This is a genomic window from Psychromonas sp. L1A2, from assembly GCF_009828855.1.
Taxonomy (GTDB): Bacteria; Pseudomonadota; Gammaproteobacteria; order Enterobacterales; family Psychromonadaceae; genus Psychromonas.
In genome coordinates this window covers 722787-742779 of sequence record NZ_WUAG01000002.1, presented here as the reverse complement: position 1 = coordinate 742779, position 19993 = coordinate 722787, and the positions used below count along the sequence as shown (strand labels likewise).

The 19993-nt window shown below is 36.0% G+C and carries 16 protein-coding genes; 10 read left to right on the top strand and 6 right to left on the bottom strand.

Translation table 11 applies throughout. The features are described from left to right. Positions 1 to 10: 10 nt before the first annotated feature. Positions 11 to 244 carry a cell division protein ZapB gene (locus GQR59_RS13680; protein WP_160063600.1) on the top strand — a complete coding sequence of 78 codons (234 nt, stop codon included), beginning with the start codon at positions 11 to 13 and terminating at the stop codon, positions 242 to 244. 284 nt (positions 245 to 528) lie between these two features. Here GQR59_RS13680 and rraA read toward each other — a convergent pair whose 3' ends face one another. The 3 genes from rraA to pyrB all read right to left on the bottom strand — a co-directional run bounded on the left by rraA (position 529) and on the right by pyrB (position 2552). After that, positions 529 to 1044: a ribonuclease E activity regulator RraA gene (gene rraA, locus GQR59_RS13675; RefSeq protein ID WP_160063598.1), complete on the bottom strand. Its 516-nt coding sequence runs from the start codon at positions 1042 to 1044 to the stop codon at positions 529 to 531. Between the two features lie 107 nt (positions 1045 to 1151). Further along, positions 1152 to 1607 (bottom strand): aspartate carbamoyltransferase regulatory subunit, encoded by a 456-nt coding sequence (pyrI, locus tag GQR59_RS13670; RefSeq protein ID WP_025563454.1) that lies wholly within the window; start codon positions 1605 to 1607, stop codon positions 1152 to 1154. Positions 1608 to 1616: 9 nt separating this feature from the next. Then, positions 1617 to 2552: an aspartate carbamoyltransferase gene (pyrB, locus tag GQR59_RS13665; protein WP_160063596.1), complete on the bottom strand. Its 936-nt coding sequence runs from the start codon at positions 2550 to 2552 to the stop codon at positions 1617 to 1619. Between the two features lie 188 nt (positions 2553 to 2740). On the opposite strand from pyrB, the gene dacB reads away from it, so the two are divergent. Beyond that, positions 2741 to 4174, top strand: a complete 1434-nt coding sequence (gene dacB / locus GQR59_RS13660; protein WP_236546767.1) for a D-alanyl-D-alanine carboxypeptidase/D-alanyl-D-alanine endopeptidase — start codon at positions 2741 to 2743, stop codon at positions 4172 to 4174. A 77-nt stretch (positions 4175 to 4251) separates the two neighbouring features. Here dacB and GQR59_RS13655 read toward each other — a convergent pair whose 3' ends face one another. The 3 genes from GQR59_RS13655 to srmB form a co-directional block, all read right to left on the bottom strand. Further along, positions 4252 to 4563, bottom strand: coding sequence for a hypothetical protein (locus tag GQR59_RS13655; RefSeq protein WP_160063592.1), 312 nt, complete (start codon positions 4561 to 4563; stop codon positions 4252 to 4254). Between the two features lie 220 nt (positions 4564 to 4783). Continuing rightward, complete coding sequence (locus tag GQR59_RS13650) at positions 4784 to 6340, bottom strand: hypothetical protein (protein WP_160063590.1); 1557 nt, start codon at positions 6338 to 6340, stop codon at positions 4784 to 4786. A 172-nt stretch (positions 6341 to 6512) separates the two neighbouring features. Then, on the bottom strand, positions 6513 to 7874 hold the full coding sequence (srmB, locus tag GQR59_RS13645) for an ATP-dependent RNA helicase SrmB (RefSeq protein ID WP_160063588.1): 1362 nt from the start codon (positions 7872 to 7874) through the stop codon (positions 6513 to 6515). Between the two features lie 600 nt (positions 7875 to 8474). On the opposite strand from srmB, the gene cobT reads away from it, so the two are divergent. From cobT to GQR59_RS13605, 8 genes are all read left to right on the top strand, one after another. Then, complete coding sequence (gene cobT / locus GQR59_RS13640; RefSeq protein WP_236546766.1) at positions 8475 to 9527, top strand: nicotinate-nucleotide--dimethylbenzimidazole phosphoribosyltransferase; 1053 nt, start codon at positions 8475 to 8477, stop codon at positions 9525 to 9527. A 124-nt stretch (positions 9528 to 9651) separates the two neighbouring features. Further along, positions 9652 to 10482: an adenosylcobinamide-GDP ribazoletransferase gene (locus tag GQR59_RS13635; protein WP_160063586.1), complete on the top strand. Its 831-nt coding sequence runs from the start codon at positions 9652 to 9654 to the stop codon at positions 10480 to 10482. A gap of 55 nt (positions 10483 to 10537) precedes the next feature. Beyond that, the gene (locus GQR59_RS13630) at positions 10538 to 11287 is read left to right on the top strand and encodes a histidine phosphatase family protein (RefSeq protein ID WP_160063584.1); all 750 of its coding nucleotides are present in this window, start codon (positions 10538 to 10540) and stop codon (positions 11285 to 11287) included. A gap of 578 nt (positions 11288 to 11865) precedes the next feature. Further along, on the top strand, positions 11866 to 13311 hold the full coding sequence (nhaD, locus tag GQR59_RS13625) for a sodium:proton antiporter NhaD (RefSeq protein ID WP_160063582.1): 1446 nt from the start codon (positions 11866 to 11868) through the stop codon (positions 13309 to 13311). A gap of 975 nt (positions 13312 to 14286) precedes the next feature. Continuing rightward, positions 14287 to 14700, top strand: coding sequence for a pilin (locus GQR59_RS13620; protein WP_160063580.1), 414 nt, complete (start codon positions 14287 to 14289; stop codon positions 14698 to 14700). Positions 14701 to 14706: 6 nt separating this feature from the next. Further along, positions 14707 to 16392, top strand: a complete 1686-nt coding sequence (gene pilB, locus GQR59_RS13615; protein ID WP_160063578.1) for a type IV-A pilus assembly ATPase PilB — start codon at positions 14707 to 14709, stop codon at positions 16390 to 16392. Between the two features lie 285 nt (positions 16393 to 16677). Beyond that, the gene (locus GQR59_RS13610) at positions 16678 to 17904 is read left to right on the top strand and encodes a type II secretion system F family protein (RefSeq protein ID WP_160063576.1); all 1227 of its coding nucleotides are present in this window, start codon (positions 16678 to 16680) and stop codon (positions 17902 to 17904) included. Between the two features lie 357 nt (positions 17905 to 18261). Next, a complete protein-coding gene (locus tag GQR59_RS13605; protein ID WP_160063574.1) occupies positions 18262 to 19407 on the top strand; it encodes a hypothetical protein in 1146 nt (381 codons plus the stop codon). Positions 19408 to 19993 lie beyond the last annotated feature (586 nt).

Below are 19993 nucleotides of genomic sequence, written 5' to 3'. Positions count from 1 at the left end.
GGGTCTTCAAATGACATTTGAGCTATTAGAAAAATTAGAAAACAAAATTAACCAAGCTGTAGAGACTATTGCACTGTTGCAAATGGAAATTGAAGAGCTTAAAGAAGATAAAGCTAATTTATCAGGTAAAACTGAACAGTTACAATCTGATAACGATCGTTTAAACGAAGAGCATCAGCAATGGCAAGATCGTTTAAGTGCATTGGTCGGTAAAATCGAACAAGCTGAAGAAAACGCAGAGTAATTATTTGCGATTAGCATTTATTGTTTAGCGTTACGCTTATTTATAGCTAATTGAAAAACTGGTGTTTATTGGGGTAATAAGTAAATATTTAGTTGAGTGGTAAGGTTGAGTGACCAGTAAACTTAATTAAATAATGAAGCACTGAATAATAAATCGCTAGTTAACAAAAAGCCCAATTTAATTGGGCTTTTTAGTTTCTGTCATTTGCCAAACTAAAGTTTACTAAACTCGAGTTACAGCTAAATTTCAAGTTTAGATAAATTGGCGTTTACTAAAGGCTTGCTTTAAAAAACCTCTTCTTCTTCAGCATCTTCCTCATCAAGCACTAGCGGCTCAGGGGAAATAATAATGCCAGTACTATCAGCGTATAAAAAATCTTCAGGTAAGAAGGTAACACCTGCAAAATTAACTGCTGCGTTTATTTCACCTACTTCATCATCATCAGCACCGACAGGAATTGCTGTAATTGCTTGAATGCCAATATCGAGTTCTTCTAGCGCGTCTACTTCACGTACACAGCCATTAACTACAATACCTTCCCAGCAATTTTCTACTGCTAAGTCTGCGATATGTGCATTAATTAAAGCACGACGTAATGAACCACCGCCATCAATCAACAATACTTTACCTGCACCATTCTCTTCTAATGCTTTATAAATCAATCCTACCGACTCAAAACATTTAACAGTAACTACTTCCCCTGCAAAGGAGTTTCGCCCACCAAAGTTAGTTAATAGTGGTTCTACTACGTCAATTGTATCTGCGTAGATATCACATAAAACAGAAGTATTGTATTGCATATAAATGCTCACTTTTTAATGATGAAGTTAAATTTAGTATAAACGTAACAGACTCTAATTCAATCTTATTCTCTGATATTTGTTGAAACTAAGCTTAATTTTTAAACTTAGTCTAATTCGTCAAAAGTACCACGTTCAAAAGATTTCTCACAGTAATGACATTTTAATTTTAATGTGTTTTTCTGGTGGACATAAAAACGGGTTTGAACAGGTTCATTATGACTAATACAATTACTGTTAGGACAAGCCAATACACCAATAAATGAACTTGGTAATTGCACTTGAAACTTATTTACCACTTTGAAATCTTTAATTTGATTAATCGTTGCATTCGGCGCAAATAAAGCTAATTGGTTTGCTTGTTGATCATTAAAAAAAGTATTTTCAATTTTAATAAGATCTTTGCTTTCACCATTATGAGTGGCAAGGTTTAATCCGATGGTGATCTTTTCTTTCGTTTGAGTAAATTTAAAGAACTTTAATATTTTTACCCCTTGTTGTGCCGGGATATGGTCAATCACTGAACCTTGTTCAATCGCTTCTACTTGTAATTTCTTTTGCATGATAAAACCTTAAGCGTTTGCTTGAAAATGATTAGTTAATAACAAAGCGAGTAATGCTTGGCGAGCAAAAACACCATTTTGTGCTTGTTGGAAATAATAAGCATAAGGTGTTTCATCAACATCTATATTGATTTCATCAATACGTGGTAATGGGTGTAATACTTTTAAATTATCTCTTACATTATCAAGCATATCGGCATTTAGTAAAAAAGCTGATTTCATGTGCTGATATTCCGTTTCGTCAAAACGTTCTTTTTGAACTCTGGTCATATAAAGAATATCAAGGTCATCAACGACATCTTCAATACTGCTATGCAAAGAGAAGTTAATATTACGTTCTTTTAGTTCTTCAAGAATGTAATCAGGCATCGCTAATGCTTCAGGCGAAATAAAATAGAAATTACAATTAAATAAAGACAATGCTTGTGCTAAAGAGTGGACTGTACGTCCATATTTAAGGTCGCCTACAAAGGCAATATTTAAGTTATCTAATGTTGCTTGTGTTTCATAAATAGTAAACAAATCCAGTAATGTTTGGGTTGGATGTTGGTTTGAACCATCGCCACCATTGATCACTGGAATCGACGTAAATTCAGACGCTAAACGCGCTGCACCTTCTTGTGGGTGACGCATGAAAAATGCATCAGCATAAGAGGCGATAATTTTAACTGAGTCAGCTAACGTTTCACCTTTTTGCGCTAATGAGGTGTTGCCGCCGCTATCAAAACCAATAACACTGCCACCTAAACGTTGTACTGCAGTTTCAAAAGATAAACGAGTACGCGTTGATGCTTCAAAAAAACAGCTTGCAATGACTTTGTTTTTTAATAATTCAGGTTGCGGTGTTTGTTTTAAAGAGTGGGCTGTTTGTAAGATGAGTTCTAGATCAGAACGAGATAAATCAGCAATGGAGATAATGTTTTTTTGGTATAACGGATTATTCATTTTTTCACACTCATATTGTCAGGGCAGTTAAAAGTGAAGCAGATAATGGCAAAAATTATATCACTAACAATTGTTTTTGTTGTTATTAATGTATTAAATTTTCATCGCATGGAACCAACAGAAAGGTTATTCTCAAAATTGATTTCTTAGTTGAGTGATTTGTGATGTTAAAAACGTGTTTGTTTATTATGAGTAGTGTGGTTTGTTGTAATGCGATTGCGGAACAATGGCAGGATTTACAATCGTTATTGCCTAAAGGTACGCAGGTTTCTTATTTAGTGGTTGATGCTAAAACACAAAAAAAAGTAGCCGGTTTTCAAGAAGAAACATTAAGAACACCAGCCAGTGTTCAAAAGCTATTAACGGCGACGACGGCCAAATTATCATTAGGTAGTGACTTTACATATCAAACAGTCATTGAGGGCGATCAAAAGAAGCTAAAAGAGGGGATTTATAAAGGAGATTTGAGTTTACGTTTTATGGGTGACCCAACATTGACTCGTCAGCATATTAGAAAGCTGTTGCAAGATATAAAGCGTTTAGGGGTTAACAAAATAGAAGGGGACTTCTTACTGGATAACAGTTTCTTTAACGGCTATCAATGGAGTAACGGTCAAGCATGGAATGATTTAGGGGTTTGTTATACTTCTCCTTCTAATGCGATCATAGTTAACCGAAACTGTGTGCAAGGTAACTTAAGTTTAGACAGTGAAGATGCCGAAAAGGCAACGTTATTTATTCCTGCTTATGAGCCGGTCAATATTACAAGTGATGTTTCTGTTGTGACTAAAAAACAACGAGCAGAGCTGTTTTGTGATTTAGAAATTACACGTGATAGCCACAATAAATATCATTTATGGGGTTGTATGGTACCCCGTAAGCGTGCATTCCCTTTAGCGTTTGCAGTGAATGATCCTAATACTTACGCTCAAAAAATAATAGAAGCTGAACTAAAACAGGTTGGTATTAATTTAATTGGTTCTGTCGCGATAAAGGATAAAAATAAAGCGAATGAAGATATAAAGCCAATTGCACCCTCTATTCTAGCTTCTCACCAATCAGATACGCTTGATACTTTATTAAAAAGAATGATGAAGCGCTCAGATAACTTAATTGCAGACAGTTTATTTAAAACAATTGGCGCGCATTATTACCAACAGCCAGGTAACTTCCGTAATGGCGCTAAAGCAACGAAAGCCATATTAAAAAGCAATGGCGTTAATTTAGAAAATGCTTACATCGCTGATGGCTCGGGGTTATCTCGTCATAACTTAATGAGTACTGAGTTATTTATGTCGGTGATGCAGTTTGTTTATAAACAAGATAAAAAATTAGAGCTAATCGACACTTTTTCCGTTTCAGGAATTGATGGCACATTAAAATATCATCGAGGCGTCAATGCCCCAGAATTAAAGGGAAAAGTGGTTGCCAAAACAGGCTCACTGAAAGGTGTTGCAAACTTAGCGGGTATTGTTAAAAGTGAGGGTGGCGATAAACTATTTGTATTAATGGTGAATGGTTACAACCCTAGAAACAGTTCAAGTAATGCAAAGCTGCCTCGAGATAAAAAAGCGTCTATCTATTTATTTGAAAAAGCCTTTTTCAATAGAATTTATAAATAATCTAACTTTTATTATAAACCAATATTATCAATAACTGACCCTTTGCAGGTTTCAACCCGTTCTTTTGACCCAGTGGATCATGCTTCAGCTTGCAGGGGTTTATGTGTCGCTTTTTGATTATGAATTAAAGAACCTATAATCAAAGGTTTTGACTTGGCGGCGCATGCTTCAGCCTGTAGGCTTTTATGTGTTATTTTTTGATTATGAATTAAAGAACCAATAATCAAAGCTTTTGACCTCGGGCCGCATGCTTCAGCCTGCAGGGTTTTGTGTGTTGTTTTTTTGTTTTCAATTAAAGAATCAATAATCAGAGCCTTTGACCTCGGGGCGCATGCTTCAGCTTGCAGGGTCTTGTGTGTTGCTTTTTGATTGTGAATTAAAAGAATCAATAATCAGAGCCTTTGACCTCGGGGCGCATGCTTCAGCTTGCAGGGTCTTGTGTGTTGCTTTTTGATTGTGAATTAAAGAACCAATAATCAAAGTTTTCGACCTCGGGGCGCATGCTTCAGCTTGCAGGGGTTGGTGTGTTGCTTTTATGTGTTGATCGTTATTCGCATTTTAAAAAGGCTTTATCAATGTTGATAAAGCCTTTTGCTAAGAATCGAGCCGTTATTTAATTGAAAACCAAGTGGTTGGTCTGCCTTCGCTAAATAGTACAACGCCGCTTGAGTCTGTTGGGCGGTCAATACTTTTTGCAGCGCTGATTTTAAGTGGGTAACTTAAACCGTCAAAATCTAGCTGTAGCCAATTATTATCTTTAGCGACAAACAAATCCTGCCAAGAGAAGTGCTGAGTTTGAGCGACTAAAATAGGCGCTTGTATACGAGAGACACGGCTTGAGAATATTAATCCTTTATCTTTCGATTCAAATACCAGCATTTCACAGCCATTACTAGAGCACCAATCTAAAAGAACAATCGCTTCATCTTTACCATCACCATTTAAATCGAATCTAACTGAGTTGAAACGTGTATTTTTAGGATCGGTTCTATGTATTTTAAAGTAGTTACGCACAGCTTTTTGTACTTCTAAATCAATGCTGTTTGCTGGGTTAATAAATTGAGCAGTAAACTGACGTTTAATTTGAATCTCATCACCTTCCAACGAACTGTGTTTTGCATTCATTTTATCAAACGTTAATGTTTCATCTAGCTTAGTTAGCACATTATCTTTATTAACATCATTACTAGAAAGACTTAATCCATTACGTTTAAATATAATTTCCTGCTGTATTTTTTTACCGTCTTGCTTGGTAAACATCGCGACAACAGTGTTGGGAGTATTACTTTTCCAAAAGCCTGTTTTAACTATTTTTGTTGCTTGGTTACCTTGTTGGTATTCCAAGGTATGGTTGGCATTTAACGATAGGTTAATGTCTTGATCTGAACTTTGTTTAGATTGACTTAAATATTCACCTGTAAATGGCTGCTCACTGGTTAATTGTCCTAACTCGCCACAGCCACTGAATTTGCCATGAATGCTTTCTACAACGGTAAGGTATCCCCAATATTCTTTATTGTCAGATACATAACAGCTTCCCGGTTGCATCGTTAAAGATAATCTCTGCTCATCTGATTTAATTGCACTGATCACTTGTTGTTTTGTTGATTCAACTGTTGAGTTAGTCACTGTATATGATTGGTTGCTGGCTTTTGTGGCAAAAAATAATTTATTGTCATGGATGTTGATGCGCCAATAAGGATCATTACCTTTTGCTTTAAAGCTAAACGTATCGGTTGCTTTTGCACATTGTAATGACGTTTTGGTAGAGGCCATGTGATTGATACGATCAAGCTCTACCATAACTGAGCTTTTAGACTTTTTGCTTTTAGGGAAAACAATTTGCCCTGCAAACTCGATATAAACAGGTTCACCATTATCTTCATCAATTTTGTTATAAACATCATTTAATGCTGTTTCTGTTATCACTTGGTACTGTTGTGGATCATCACAGGATTGAAAGTAAGGTTTATTATTTTTATAGCTAAGTTGACCTCTAAAGTTCCCATCTAATATATTTGAAAAGTCTTTATGAATAATTTCAGGTGTAGGCGTTATGACAGTTTCTTTTACTTGAGTGGTAGAGGTTGAAGAGGTCGTTGAACTACATGCAGATAAAACAAGAATAAGTGGTGTTATCAGTAAAAAAGAGGAAGAAAAACGCATAATTGACCTTAGGCAGCTTCTGCTGATAAAAATAAATATGCTTAGTATAGCAGTGTGTTAGCGCTTGTGTGTAGTCCTCAAAAGTACTATTTGCGGTTACCAAGCAATCAACTTCTCACTTTAAATAGAAGTTAACTGCTTGAATGATAGCCAAAGAACTGAAATAGCCTTTTTATTCTGCTTTATCGGTATCAGGTTTATTTTTACCTGCCCAGCTAGGCTTTCCTTTTGCTTTGATAGTACGATGGCGTTGTTTACCCATCTCTAATTTTTTCTTTTGACGTTTTTCTTTTTGCAGGCGTTTCACTTCTTCTTCGCGTGCTTTACCTTTTTTGGTCATCGGTTTTTTAGTTTTACGCAAACTCACTTTTGCTTCTTTATTCTGTGGGCGTAAATCTTTGATCACTCGACGTTTTAATATTTGGTCTGTATAACGTTCAACCTTTGCCAAAATATCAATGTCATGTGCTTCGATAATAGAGATCGCAGTACCTTTTTTACCACCACGAGCAGTACGACCAATACGGTGAACATAAACATCTGCGCTACGTGGCATATCATAGTTAACAACATGCGTTATATCTGGGACATCGATACCGCGCGCGGCAACATCGGTAGCGATTAAAATATTGGTGGTGCCTTCTTTAAATTGACGTAGTGATAAATTACGTTTTTCTTGATCCATTTCTCCACGTAGGTAGTTACAACGGATATTTAGTTCGGCTAATTGAGCGACTAGTTGCGCAAGACGATCACGTGTTTTAACAAACACAATCATCTTATTTACTTGTTCTTCGTGTTCTGGTTCTTGTTCTAAAATCGCAGCAAGTAACTGTAACTTATGCTCAGGATTATCAGCTAGGTGGATATATTGTAAGATTTTACCACTTTCTCTGCGAGTGACTTCTGCATCTAACTTAACAGGATTCTTTAATACATCACGAGCAAATTCACGTAACCCTTTACCTTCTAGTGTTGCCGAAAATAAAGCGGTCATTTTACGCCAGCGAGCTTCACCAGCAATACGGTCCATCTCTGCAACAAAACCCATATCTAGCATGCGATCTGCTTCATCAAGTACTAAACATTCAACTTCACGACAGTCAAACGCTTCGGCGTCAATGTATTCCATTAAACGACCTGGAGTTGCAATGACGATATCTACTGAACCCATAATAATATCTTCTTGAGCTTCGTAAGAAATACCGCCGATGATATTACCTACTACTAGTTTTGTACCTTCAACTAATTGCTCTGCAACTTCGCTTATTTGCACTGCTAATTCGCGTGTTGGCGTTAATACTAAAATACGAGCAGAACCACCTTTACGGCGAGGGTAATCAATTAAACGTTGTACTGCAGGTAATAAAAATGCCAGTGTTTTACCTGTGCCTGTAGGCGCGCTTGCCATGATGTCTCGTTCATCCATTGCTGGTGGGATGACCATTTTTTGAATACTAGTTGGGCGTGTGTGACCCATCTTAGCAACGGCGTTTAATAAATGCTGATCCAGCTCAAGCGACTCAAATGACATGAAATTTTCCAATACAATAAAACAAAAAGCACATTATAGAGCAAAGATTGCCTTTAGGGTGAATTGTCTATCAATTAACGCATTTAATATTGAAACTAAAAGTCGCTTTGTAAAACCTAAAGCTTAAAAAACTCACCGTAATGCTAAATCATCTCATTTTTATTTTTAAATTCTTTTTTTAATTCGAGACGATGTTTGATAAAGGTTATAAATAACGGGGCGTGGAAAGAGTATTATTTACCCATAGAAGCACGAAAATAATGATGTGGTATCGCGTTGCTTATCTGTAACTAAGTATTTATGTAAAGGTTAAAGCTATTTATATGAAAGATGAAGGTTATTTATATAAAGGTTAAGGTTATTTATATAAAAATTAACGTTGTTTTTCAAAATGCGTATCATAAACGTGTATTCTATCTTTGCTTTGGCTAAATAGCTTAACTTCATTGATTAGCTACATTGGTTAGCTACATTGATTTAACCGCATTTTCTTTAAAAGTGAGTTAGACCATTAATGTTACCTATTTTATTGATACTTATTAATACTTACTAAGCATATAGCTAGCTTATAAATTTTTTGAATTATACAAAGGATATTCCGTGTTTAATATTACTGCTCCACTAGATAAAGTAACCTCACAATTTGTAAATACACTTCAAGACAAAATTGATCTTAAAACTAAACCTCAAGGTAGTTTAGGGTTATTGGAATCGATTGCATTTAAAGTGGGTTTATTACAACAAACATTAGAGCCAGTTTTTATTGAACCAAGCGTTATTATCTTTGCGGCTGATCATGGTGTCGCAGACCAAGGAGTAAGCTTATTTCCACAAGTCGTGACAGAGCAGATGGTCTTAAACTTTTTACAGGGTGGCGCCGCTATTAACTGTTTTTCAAAGCAGCATGGTATTAATTTAAAAATAGTTAATGCTGGTGTGAAAGCTAACTTTGACAACATTCAAAATGAACACTTTGTTAATTCTCCAATTGCATTAGGTACCGAAAATTTTGCTCAACAACCCGCGATGACTAAAGAGCAATGTTTAGCGGCTATTAATAAAGGTGCCGATATTGTAAAGCAACAGCATCTACTTGGTTGTAACGTTATAGGCTTCGGGGAAATGGGCATTGCCAATACCACTTCAGCAGCAGCGATTATGGCGGCAATATTAAATTTAACAGGACAAGTGTGTGCAGGAAAGGGAACAGGGATTGATCAACAAACGGTTTCATTAAAAGCGCAAGTAATTGACGATGCCATTGAAAAATACCAATTAGCAGAGGCAGATGCTTCAACTATATTACAAACCGTAGGGGGCTTTGAAATTGCGATGATGGTAGGCGCAATGTTAAAAGCCGCTGAATTGTCGATGTTGGTATTGGTAGATGGCTTTATTGCTTCTAGCGCTGCATTGGTTGCGAGCGAAATGCACGATGACTTTTTACAATACACGCAATTTTGTCACCAATCAGACGAACAAGCACATCAATTGTTATTAACCTCAATGAGTGCAACACCTATACTTAAATTGGGTATGCGCTTAGGCGAAGGTTCTGGCGTTGCGGTTGCTTATCCATTATTAGTGTCCGCATTAACTTTCTTAAATGAAATGGCTTCTTTTGCTGATGCGGGTGTTTCTGATAGTCAGTAGTTAGTTGCGTACCAGCAATATAATAAGTGATAGCAAAATTTGTAATAACCATAACCATAACCATAACCATAAACATAACCATAACCATAAACATGACAAGCATAGATAATAGAAAGAGAGTTGGATGCCAGAAAAGTTAAATAAACCGCTATATAAAAAACTCTATAAGCAATGGGTTCTATGTTGTTATGCGTTATCATTTTTTTCACGTTGCCCTGTGCCCCAATCTATTAATTTTAAAGCCTATCCATTTCATTTAGGAAATACTTACTTTCCATTTGTCGGTGCTTTGTACGCGCTTATTTGTTTTGCTGTTTATTGTGTAAGCATAAGTGTGTTTGACCATACGATTAGTATCATTTTTATGTTGCTAGCTGGGTTATTATTAACCGGCGCTTTTCATGAAGATGGTTTAGCGGACTGTTGTGATGGTTTTGGTGGTGGTTATAACAAAAAGCAATGCTTAAGCATTATGAAAGATAGTCAAATAGGCACCTATGGTGTGCTTGGTTTAATCATATTGTTTACGCTTAAAGTGACGACGCTCATTCAACTTAGCCAGCTTAATCAATTTTCTGAATTTGGTTTAGTTCATTTCTTTGGCGTTCTTTTTAGTGCTGCGGTCGTTAGTCGCTTTAGTGCTTTATGTTTGATCCAATATAGTGAATATGCAAGAGTCGATGAAACAAGCAAATCGACACAATCATCGCATCAATTACCTTTACCGTATTTATTAGGTGCTTTGTTGTTTAGTTTATTGTCATTACTTTGGATGCCAGTCATCTCCATATTGGTTATTGTTATCGTCACAACGATAAGTACCTTGTTATGTAGATCTTATTTCCATAAAAAAATTGAAGGGTATACCGGAGATTGCTTAGGTTTTTTACAACAACTAAATGAATTACTCATTTTATTAACTTGCTTAGCGTTGTTTGGAGCTAGCTTAGCTTAAATCTTAGCTTAAAGGTTTGAGGCTTTTTCTAATTGCAGTGGAAACGGAAATCAAAATGGATAATAAACCATTAACAACACATAAAATTTACTTAGTACGTCATGGTGATGTGAATGTCGCCGCTGATATTTGTTATGGTCAATTAGATTGCGCTGTTACTGAATCTTTTGATCATGATTTATTAAAATTAACAGATTACGTTAAAACTAACGTGATGAATAAATTAAAAGTTAAAGTTAATGAAACGCCATTAATTATTAGTAGCCCATTAACGCGTTGTTTAGCCTTGGCTGAAGGTTTGAAGTTAAATTTAGAGTTAGAACCTCAAACTGATAAAGAAGTGAAGGTAAGTGAGTACTCACAAAGGACGTATTCCAATCCAATGAATTTACAAATAAATGAAGGTTTTAAAGAAATTAACTTCGGTGATTGGGAAGGTTTAACGTGGCAAGATATTGGACAACAAGCAATACAAGACTGGAGTGATGATTTACTCGATTACACTTTTAAAAATGGGGAAAGTGCACGTGAGTTCGACCGTCGGGTGATTCAAGCTTGGGATAAATTACAGTCTAAGTTAAACGAAGTGAGTCAAGTTAATCAGTTAAGCCAAGGGTCGCATTCTAAATCCGTTATTATGATCTGTCATGCAGGTGTTATCCGTTCTATATTATCTGCCTTTTTACATATTCCATTACAACATTCTTTATCTTTGAAAATTGATAAAATGAGTGTTTCCTGTATTGACCTTGTTCCTGAGCAAGCTGAATTATCTCGCTGTGTAGGGATAAACCATTTACTGTAAACGGTTTACTGGAAATGAGTGTGATGAACTTGTATTCACTAACCTTTATTGTCTAATCTTGTTTATTAACCTCAACTCTGGTTAATGAAAGTGGAATTATATTTAAAATCAGAAGGTACTATTTTTTACTATGCAGTGCCGTTAGTTTTGCGTAGTTCAAGGCGAATTATTGAAGCAATAACGGGTTATTGAGAAATAATTTAACGCAGAAATCCGCGGAAATAGCGGTGTTGCATCGCTTTGCTTATCCAGAGCTGAGGTTTATTAGACTGTTTAACGATCTTATTTATTAGGGGGGATAAGTCTTGTCTATTAGTGTTGCCTATTAATACTGTCAATTAACGCTATCTGTTACTTCTCTCTATTACTTCTCTTTATTACTGTTATCGGTTACTTACAACAATTAACTTCACCCTTAAATGAACTACCACAAGCATGGCATTTTATGTCTTATTGCTTCAGCCTTCAAAGTTTTCACATTTAGCGCTTTTTTAACGGTACGTTGAAAGTGTCCATTTATGCTAGAATCGGGCGGATTTTTTTTGCTTCAATTTATTAGTTACTTTAAGGAAGATGTAATGTTTAAGCAGTCTAAAGTATTAAGTGTCATGCTGACCCTTTTTACACTTTTATTCTCTACTAGCGTATTGGCTAGTTCAGGGGAAACAATCGATTTAACCTCACATGGAATTGGTTACGCCGCTATTTTATTTTTCGCTTTTGCTTACTGTTTAGTGATGTTAGAAGATGTTATTCATCTTCGTAAATCAAAACCAGTATTAGTTGCAGCTGGTATTATTTGGGGAATGATCGGTTACTACTATTCTCAGCATGGTATGAGCCATGATGCAGAAGCTGCTTTCCGCCATAATTTATTAGAGTATGCAGAGCTATTCTTCTTCTTATTGGTAGCGATGACTTACATCAATGCCATGGAAGAGCGTCAATTGTTTGATGCATTACGCGCTTGGATGGTGAATAAAGGTTTCACCTTACGGTTGATTTTTTGGTTAACCGGCATATTAGCTTTCTTCATCTCTCCGATTGCCGACAACCTAACCACTGCCTTATTAATGTGTGCCATTGTCATGAAAGTAGGTGGGGAAAATAAAAAATTCATCGCCCTTGCTTGTATCAATATAGTGGTGGCTGCTAATGCTGGTGGTGCATTCAGCCCATTTGGCGACATCACAACATTAATGGTTTGGCAAAAAGGCATGGTTGAATTCACCACATTCTTCGCATTGTTAGTGCCTTCCGCGGTTAACTACTTAGTGCCTGCTATCATCATGAGCTTCTTTATCTCTAAAGATGTAGCAAAAGGTGATGGAGAAGTCGTCGCAATGAGACGCGGGGCAAAACGCATTGTTATCTTATTCTTAATTACTATCTTCTTTGCCGTTGCAGGTCATTCATTCTTAGGTATGCCGCCAGTGTTAGGCATGATGACAGGGCTAGGTATTCTACAATTCTTTGCATTCTTCTTACGTAAAACACAAAAGAATCACTATCAGTTTGCGATGGCGCATACAGTTGATAAAAAAGAGCATGAACGTCTACGTGGTTTAGGCGATGGTGCACCTTTTGATATCTTTAATAAAGTCGCAAAAGCTGAATGGGATACACTACTGTTTTTCTACGGCGTTGTATTGTGTGTCGGTGGTTTAGGCTTTATTGGTTATTTAGGCATGATTTCAGAAGCAATGTATAGCAACTGGGATGCCACTTACGCCAATATTACAGTCGGTGTGTTATCGGCGATTGTTGATAATATTCCGGTTATGTTTGCGGTGCTGAGCATGGAACCTGACATGGATACCGGGCAATGGTTGTTAGTCACCTTAACGGCTGGCGTCGGTGGTAGCATGTTGTCAATTGGTAGTGCCGCTGGTGTGGCATTAATGGGCCAAGCTCGTGGCATTTATACTTTTGGTGCTCATTTGAAATGGACTCCTGTGATTGCACTCGGTTATATCGCCAGTATTTATACACATCTTTGGTTTAATGCGGCGTATTTTAGCTAAGCATTTAGCTAAACAATTAGATAAATATCTAGCTAAATAAAATGCTGTTTGGTATGACAGCTTTATACAATAACCTGATGCAATAGGCTTATACAATGACCTTATACAATGACCTTATACAATACCTTATAGAGGAACCTCCACTTTGAAATGTTTAATTAAATATTCAAAGTGGAGGTACTGAAAAAATAGAATCTAAAAAATCTGTTTAGCATTTATAACGGTGATAGCTTTTAATAGAGGTTAATAGAGAGATCCTAAATAGAGAATCTAAATAGAGAGCCTAAAATATAGCCATTGAAGTATAGATTTTAAAATATAAAGCCTAAAATACAGCGTAGAGGAATTGTAGAAAAGAATTGAATCGTTAGATTTTTGTTGTTCATTACTTATACAGTGATTTTACGGCTATGTGACTATTTAATCTCGTTATATTGTTAACATAACATTTTTATTTTCATTGTGTTTTGATTTGTTTTTTTTGTTAATGTTAATTGTCAAAAATAGATTGCTTAGGTTACTATGCGCATTAAAGCTAAATATTTTTATGCTCTTATATGCAATTAGAGGTAATTAGGCTTTACTTCATGATTGGTTATTTGGTATAAATCATACGCTATATAATAAGGTAAAGGGATGACTTTACTGAGTTAACATGAAAGTCTAACGCTTTTATACAGGTTTAAAAGTATTTGAACGATAGTGAGTTATAGGTTAGTTTTTTTGGTTAAATATTGTTTTTTATAAAATTAAAGTTTGTTTTTCTAGATAAAAAAAACTACCTTTAACAGAGTAATAAATAATATTACTGGAATTAAACTTTCAAAATCAATTTATATAATAATAATTTTTGTGAGTATTTCCAAAAGATACGAATAGGGATTGTTTGTAAATATAAGTTAAAAACCAATTATTGTTTGTCATTACTGAGCTTACTAATAAGTGAAAATGTCAAACAAAGCTAAGGAAATAAATATGAAAAAGATTCAACAGGGTTTTACATTAATTGAACTATTAATCGTCATCGCGATTATTGGTATTCTTGCAGCGGTAGCATTGCCTGCTTATCAAAGTTATACAGCTAAAGCTAAATTTACTGAAGTTGTACAAGCTGTAACTGGCGCTAAAACTCAAGTTGAGTTATGTGCTATGGAGTTAGGTGATGTTGAATTTTGTGGTGATGGAAATGACGGCTCTACTTTCAAATTAGAAGCCATTACTGCATACGGTTTTGTACAAAGTGTGGCAACTGCTTCAGAAGGCGTCATTACTGCAACTGCTGTTTCAGGTGAAGGTTTGGGTAGTGCTACATATAAAGGTACACCGACACTAGAAAGTACAGGGCAGGTTACATGGAAATTTGAATGTAGTAATGATGATTTGTGTTAACTCTTAATGATACTTAATAATCTTAGCGGTTTGGCTTCTAGCCTTGCCGCTCATGGTTTACTTGATGAAAGCCAATTAAAAAAAATAATCTCATCAGCAACTTCAGAACAAAAAGCTTTAACTTCCTATCTGGTTGAAAATAATTTCATTGATAGTGTTGCCTTAGCTGAGTTCTGTGAAGCTGAATATGGTATTCCTCTATTAGATAATGAATCCTTAGATCTAACCGATATCCCTGAAAAATTCATTAACCAAAAACTAATAGAGAAACATCATGCCTTGCCTGTTTATGTCCAGCATAAAACCCTTTATATCGCTATGTCTGATCCCACCAATGTTGCCGCCTTAGAAGATTTTGGTTTTAGCTTTGGGATGCATACTGAAGCATTACTCATTGAAGAAACTCGACTTAATAAAGCAATAGACTTTATTTTAGAGGATGATGTTAGTGCACTTGGTGATATGGGCAATATCGATGATATTGAAGTTGATGAATCGGATTCTCGTTTAGATGAGTCACAAAATGCAGACGATGATACGCCGATTGTAAAATATATTAACAGCGTGTTGATTGATGCCGTCAAAAAAGGCGCCTCAGATTTACATTTTGAACCTTATGAAAAAAAATTCCGCATTCGCTTTCGTATTGACGGAATCTTAAAAGAAGTTGCCTCTCCTCCTGTTAATTTAGCCAACCGTTTTTCTGCACGTTTAAAGGTGATGTCTAAGTTAGACATTGCAGAACGTCGTTTACCGCAAGATGGTCGTATCAAGCTTAAAGTGTCTAATAAACGTAATATTGATTTACGTGTGAGTACGCTCCCGACCATGTGGGGCGAAAAAATTGTAATGCGTATTTTAGACAGCTCAGCCGCCGCATTAAATATAGATAAATTAGGTTATACGGACGAACAAAAAGAAAAGTATCTCGCTGCACTCGCTAAGCCTCAAGGAATGATTTTAATTACCGGTCCAACAGGCAGTGGTAAAACCGTGTCGTTGTATACTGGATTAAATATTTTAAATACCGTAGAGCGCAATATTTCTACAGCGGAAGACCCAGTTGAGATCAACTTAACCGGTGTTAACCAAGTACAAATCAATAATAAAGCCGGTTTAACCTTTGCTTCAGCGTTACGTTCATTCCTACGTCAAGATCCTGATATTGTAATGGTAGGCGAAATTCGTGACTTAGAAACCGCTGAAATTGGCATTAAAGCCGCACAAACAGGCCACTTAGTCTTATCAACCTTGCATACCAATTCTGCGGCAGAAACGCTAACGCGCTTATTAAATATGGGCGTGCCAGCTTTCAATATTGCATCCTCTGTGTCATTAATTATTGCACAGAGACTGGGAAGACGTTTATGTGAAGAGTGCAAAGCACCTTTGCACATTCCTGATTCAGAATTAGAAGCTATTGGCTTTACCAATGAGCAGTTATCTGAGAAAAGTAATTTATGTCAGCCTGTAGGCTGTGATAAGTGTACTGATGGTTATAAAGGACGTGTCGGTATTTATGAAGTGATGGAAATGTCTGATCAGCTCGGACGGATTATTTTAGATAATGGTAATGCCATGCAAATTTCAGATGCTGCAATAAATGAAGGTATGTATACCTTAAGGCAATCTGCGATTAAACAAGCGTTAAATGGCGTTACTAGCTTGCAAGAAGTGACACGAATTACTTAATATTCTTTATCAGCATTGTTTTTTTTATGTTTTAATTATGTTTTAAATTTAAGCTATATTAAATCTTAACTATCAGTCTTAGCTGTAAACTTTAACTATAGATTTTTAACTTAGACCTTTAACTTATAGGCCTTTAATCATAGACTTCTAAGCATAGACCTTGCTATAACACTTAACTAAAGATAACTTAATAAACAGAGCTTATCTAAATAATACTTGTATTCAGTATTCAGTATTCAGTATTCATAGTAGAAAGCCCATCTAACACTATCTAAAGAGAATTTCATGGCCATTAAACAATCTTCACCTGAATTACATACTTTTACTTGGCATGGTATTAACCGTAAAGGAGGTAAAGTCTCTGGAGAGTTACAAGGTGAAACGGTTAATGAGATAAAAGCAGAATTACGTAAACAAGGTGTGAGTGTTACGCGTACTAAAAAGAAACCAAAGTCGTTATTTTCATTTGGTGACAAAGTACAACCAATGGATATTGCCGTTGTTTCTCGTCAAATAGCGACCATGTTAAGTGCGGGTGTTGCCTTAGTACAAAGCCTTGAATTGATTGCTAAAAGCAATGAAAAACCCTCTCTTCGAAAATTAATGACCTCGATTGCTAATGAAGTTTCAACGGGAACACCGCTTTCTCAAACCCTACGTTCTTACCCAAGGCAATTTGATACCTTATATTGCGATTTAGTGGAGGCGGGTGAGCAATCAGGTGCCTTAGATACTATTTATGATCGCATCGCGACTTATAAAGAAAAATCAGAAGCGTTAAAGTCAAAAATTAAAAAAGCAATGTTTTACCCTGCTGCGGTTGTTACGGTGGCATTCTTTGTAACCTTGTTATTACTGTTATTTGTTATCCCGCAATTCCAAGATATATTCACAGGGTTTGGTGCTGAATTACCTGCATTTACCTTATTTGTTTTAGGTATTTCAGACATCGTTCAATCCTATTGGTATATGATCATTGGTGGAGCAATACTCGCCGTGTTTTTATTTAAAAGAGCACATCGTGGTAGTGAAAAAGTAAGAAATAATACCGATAAATTTATCCTCAAAATTCCTGTCATTAGCACTATTCTAGACAAAGCGGCTGTGGCTCGTTTTGCACGTACACTTTCTACCACCTCCTCTGCAGGTATTCCATTAGTTGATGCTTTAGTTTCTGCTGCTGGCGCATCGGGTAACTATGTTTATAGAAGTGCGGTGAACAATATGCGCACAGAAGTGATTAGTGGGATGCAAATTAATGTTGCCATGAAAACAACGGGTGCATTCCCTGATATGGTGTCACAAATGGTGATGATTGGTGAAGAGTCTGGTGATTTAGATGGTATGTTAAGTAAAGTCGCCGACATTTATGAAAGCCAAGTAGATGATGCCGTTGATGCATTAACCAGCTTATTAGAGCCGATGATCATGGTGGTATTAGGGATTGTTGTCGGTGGTTTAATTATTGCCATGTATTTACCTATATTCGAATTAGGTAGCGTTATTGGTTAATATGTACGATTTATATAAAGTAGCTTTTTATAAATAAGATAGGCCTTATGGTAGTCGGTTTATAAATAAAAGTTGGGAAGCGATAGTATGATTATGTTATCGCTTTTTTGTTGCTTAAGCTAAAAGTGAAAGATAAGACACTGCATACTTTTTTGTCATGGATTGGTTATTATACCAAAAGAATTAATAAGGTGATCATTCTTGCTGGTTAAAATCACCCCTAACTGCGTTGTGAGTTTTGAAGTGAGAACAACTATCTCCTACAACTCACGCCTTATTAGTGTTAATTTTTCCTGCGCAATCTCTGATCACTTATTTAATTCCATTGGTATTAATTATATATAAGGGGGCTAAGTTATGTTGGACGCTATTTATATTCCTGAGCATGAGTCTATTCCTACTCTTGATATTAAATCAAAATTACAGAAATCCCCCTCAATCATAAAGTCTGATGTTAAGGGCAATATATCCCCTAAGTTAAATACTACGACTAAAGAGCATCAGCAAATAACCTTCTCCATTTTTGAGTTTAAACATTTTACAGCCCAACAAATTGCATTGTATCGCCACTCATTATTTTGCCCTGAATGTTTACAAGTTGCTTATTTCAGAAGGGCTTCTAAAGATGGTAAGCAAGCTTGCTTTGGTTCTCGTCATCATCTTCCTAATTGCTCTGAATTAAGTAAAGTCACTAAGAAAGCTTCACTTGATTTGAGTAGTGATTTAAAGAATGATTTAAATGAAGATATTTCGGTAGCGATCGAGCCTAATGATGAATCACTTATTAATGGCCGCATTAAGCAATCAATAAAAGTTAAAGACAATAAAGCGGTTGAAGAGAGCCTTAAACAAAGTATTAAACAAAATGTTATTGAAATAGCTAATCCAATAGAGGATTCAGATAAAGGTTTTACTATTGATTTTGCAGCTGCTAATAAAAAAGTAGACGTTAAAAAGACTCATATTATAGAGAGTGATAAAAATACTGTTAACACAGATAAAGCAAAAAGTAACAAAGAGGTAATAGAGACTAAAGTCACGATTACCGCGAGTGAAGGCTCAAATAAGTCGATTAAACAAACTTTACCAAAGTTACTAAAGAGTTTATTAAATAACAGTTCTTTAGCCTCTTCTGATGTTTGGGTTCACACCAGTGAAAAACATAAATGGCGGGCGAAGAATTTATTTGTCAATTTTTCTGATGCTGAAGTTTTAGAAAACTTGTCCCCTAGAATGTATTGGGGAACCATTAGCAATGCCGATAAAGAGTTATTGTGGTTGAATGTGGCGGATGCTAAAAACGTCGCTATTCCTATCAAGCTTTTTCAACAGGCGTTTTTAGAGAAGTATTCAATTAACAAAAACACTGACTTAGTTGGTGCGAATATTATTTTATTCGCTAAGTGTTTAAGTAATAAAGAGCAATCGCGAAAGTTCTTACAATTATGGAGCAATGATCTACAGTATCTGCATCTCTCCTTACCTCCTCTCCTCTATAAGTAGTCTCTGATAACTAATAACTAATGAAAACGACCATGTTTTTATCTTTGTACTTTTAATTGGTCAAAAAATAGAAAACCATCATGTTTTGACCTTGGGGCGCTGGCTTCAGCCTGCAGGATTTGTGTGTTGTTTTTTATCTTTAGCTAGAAAGTCAATAATAAGAATATTTTGACCTCGGGGCGCTGGCTTTAGCCTGCAGGGTTTGTGTGTTTTGCTTTTATTTTGAACTAAAGAGTCAATAGCAAAAGACTGTTAACCTCGGGGCGCTGGCTTCAGCCTGCAGGATTTGTGTGTTTTGCTTTTATTTTGAACTAAAGAGTCAATAGCAAAAGACTGTTAACCTCGGGGCGCTGGCTTCAGCCTGCAGGATTTGTGTGTTGTTTTTAGTTTTAGCTAGAGAGCCAATAATAAGGAGGTTTTGACCTTGGGGCGCTGGCTTCAGCCTACAGGATTTGTGTGTTGTTTTTTAGTTTTAGCTAGAAAGCCAATAATAAGAAGGTTTTGACCTTAACACCAAAACCCCTGTAAGCTGAAAACAGGACTCGAAGAGCTTCTCCGCTCATAACACTAGGCTTCGCCTAATTCG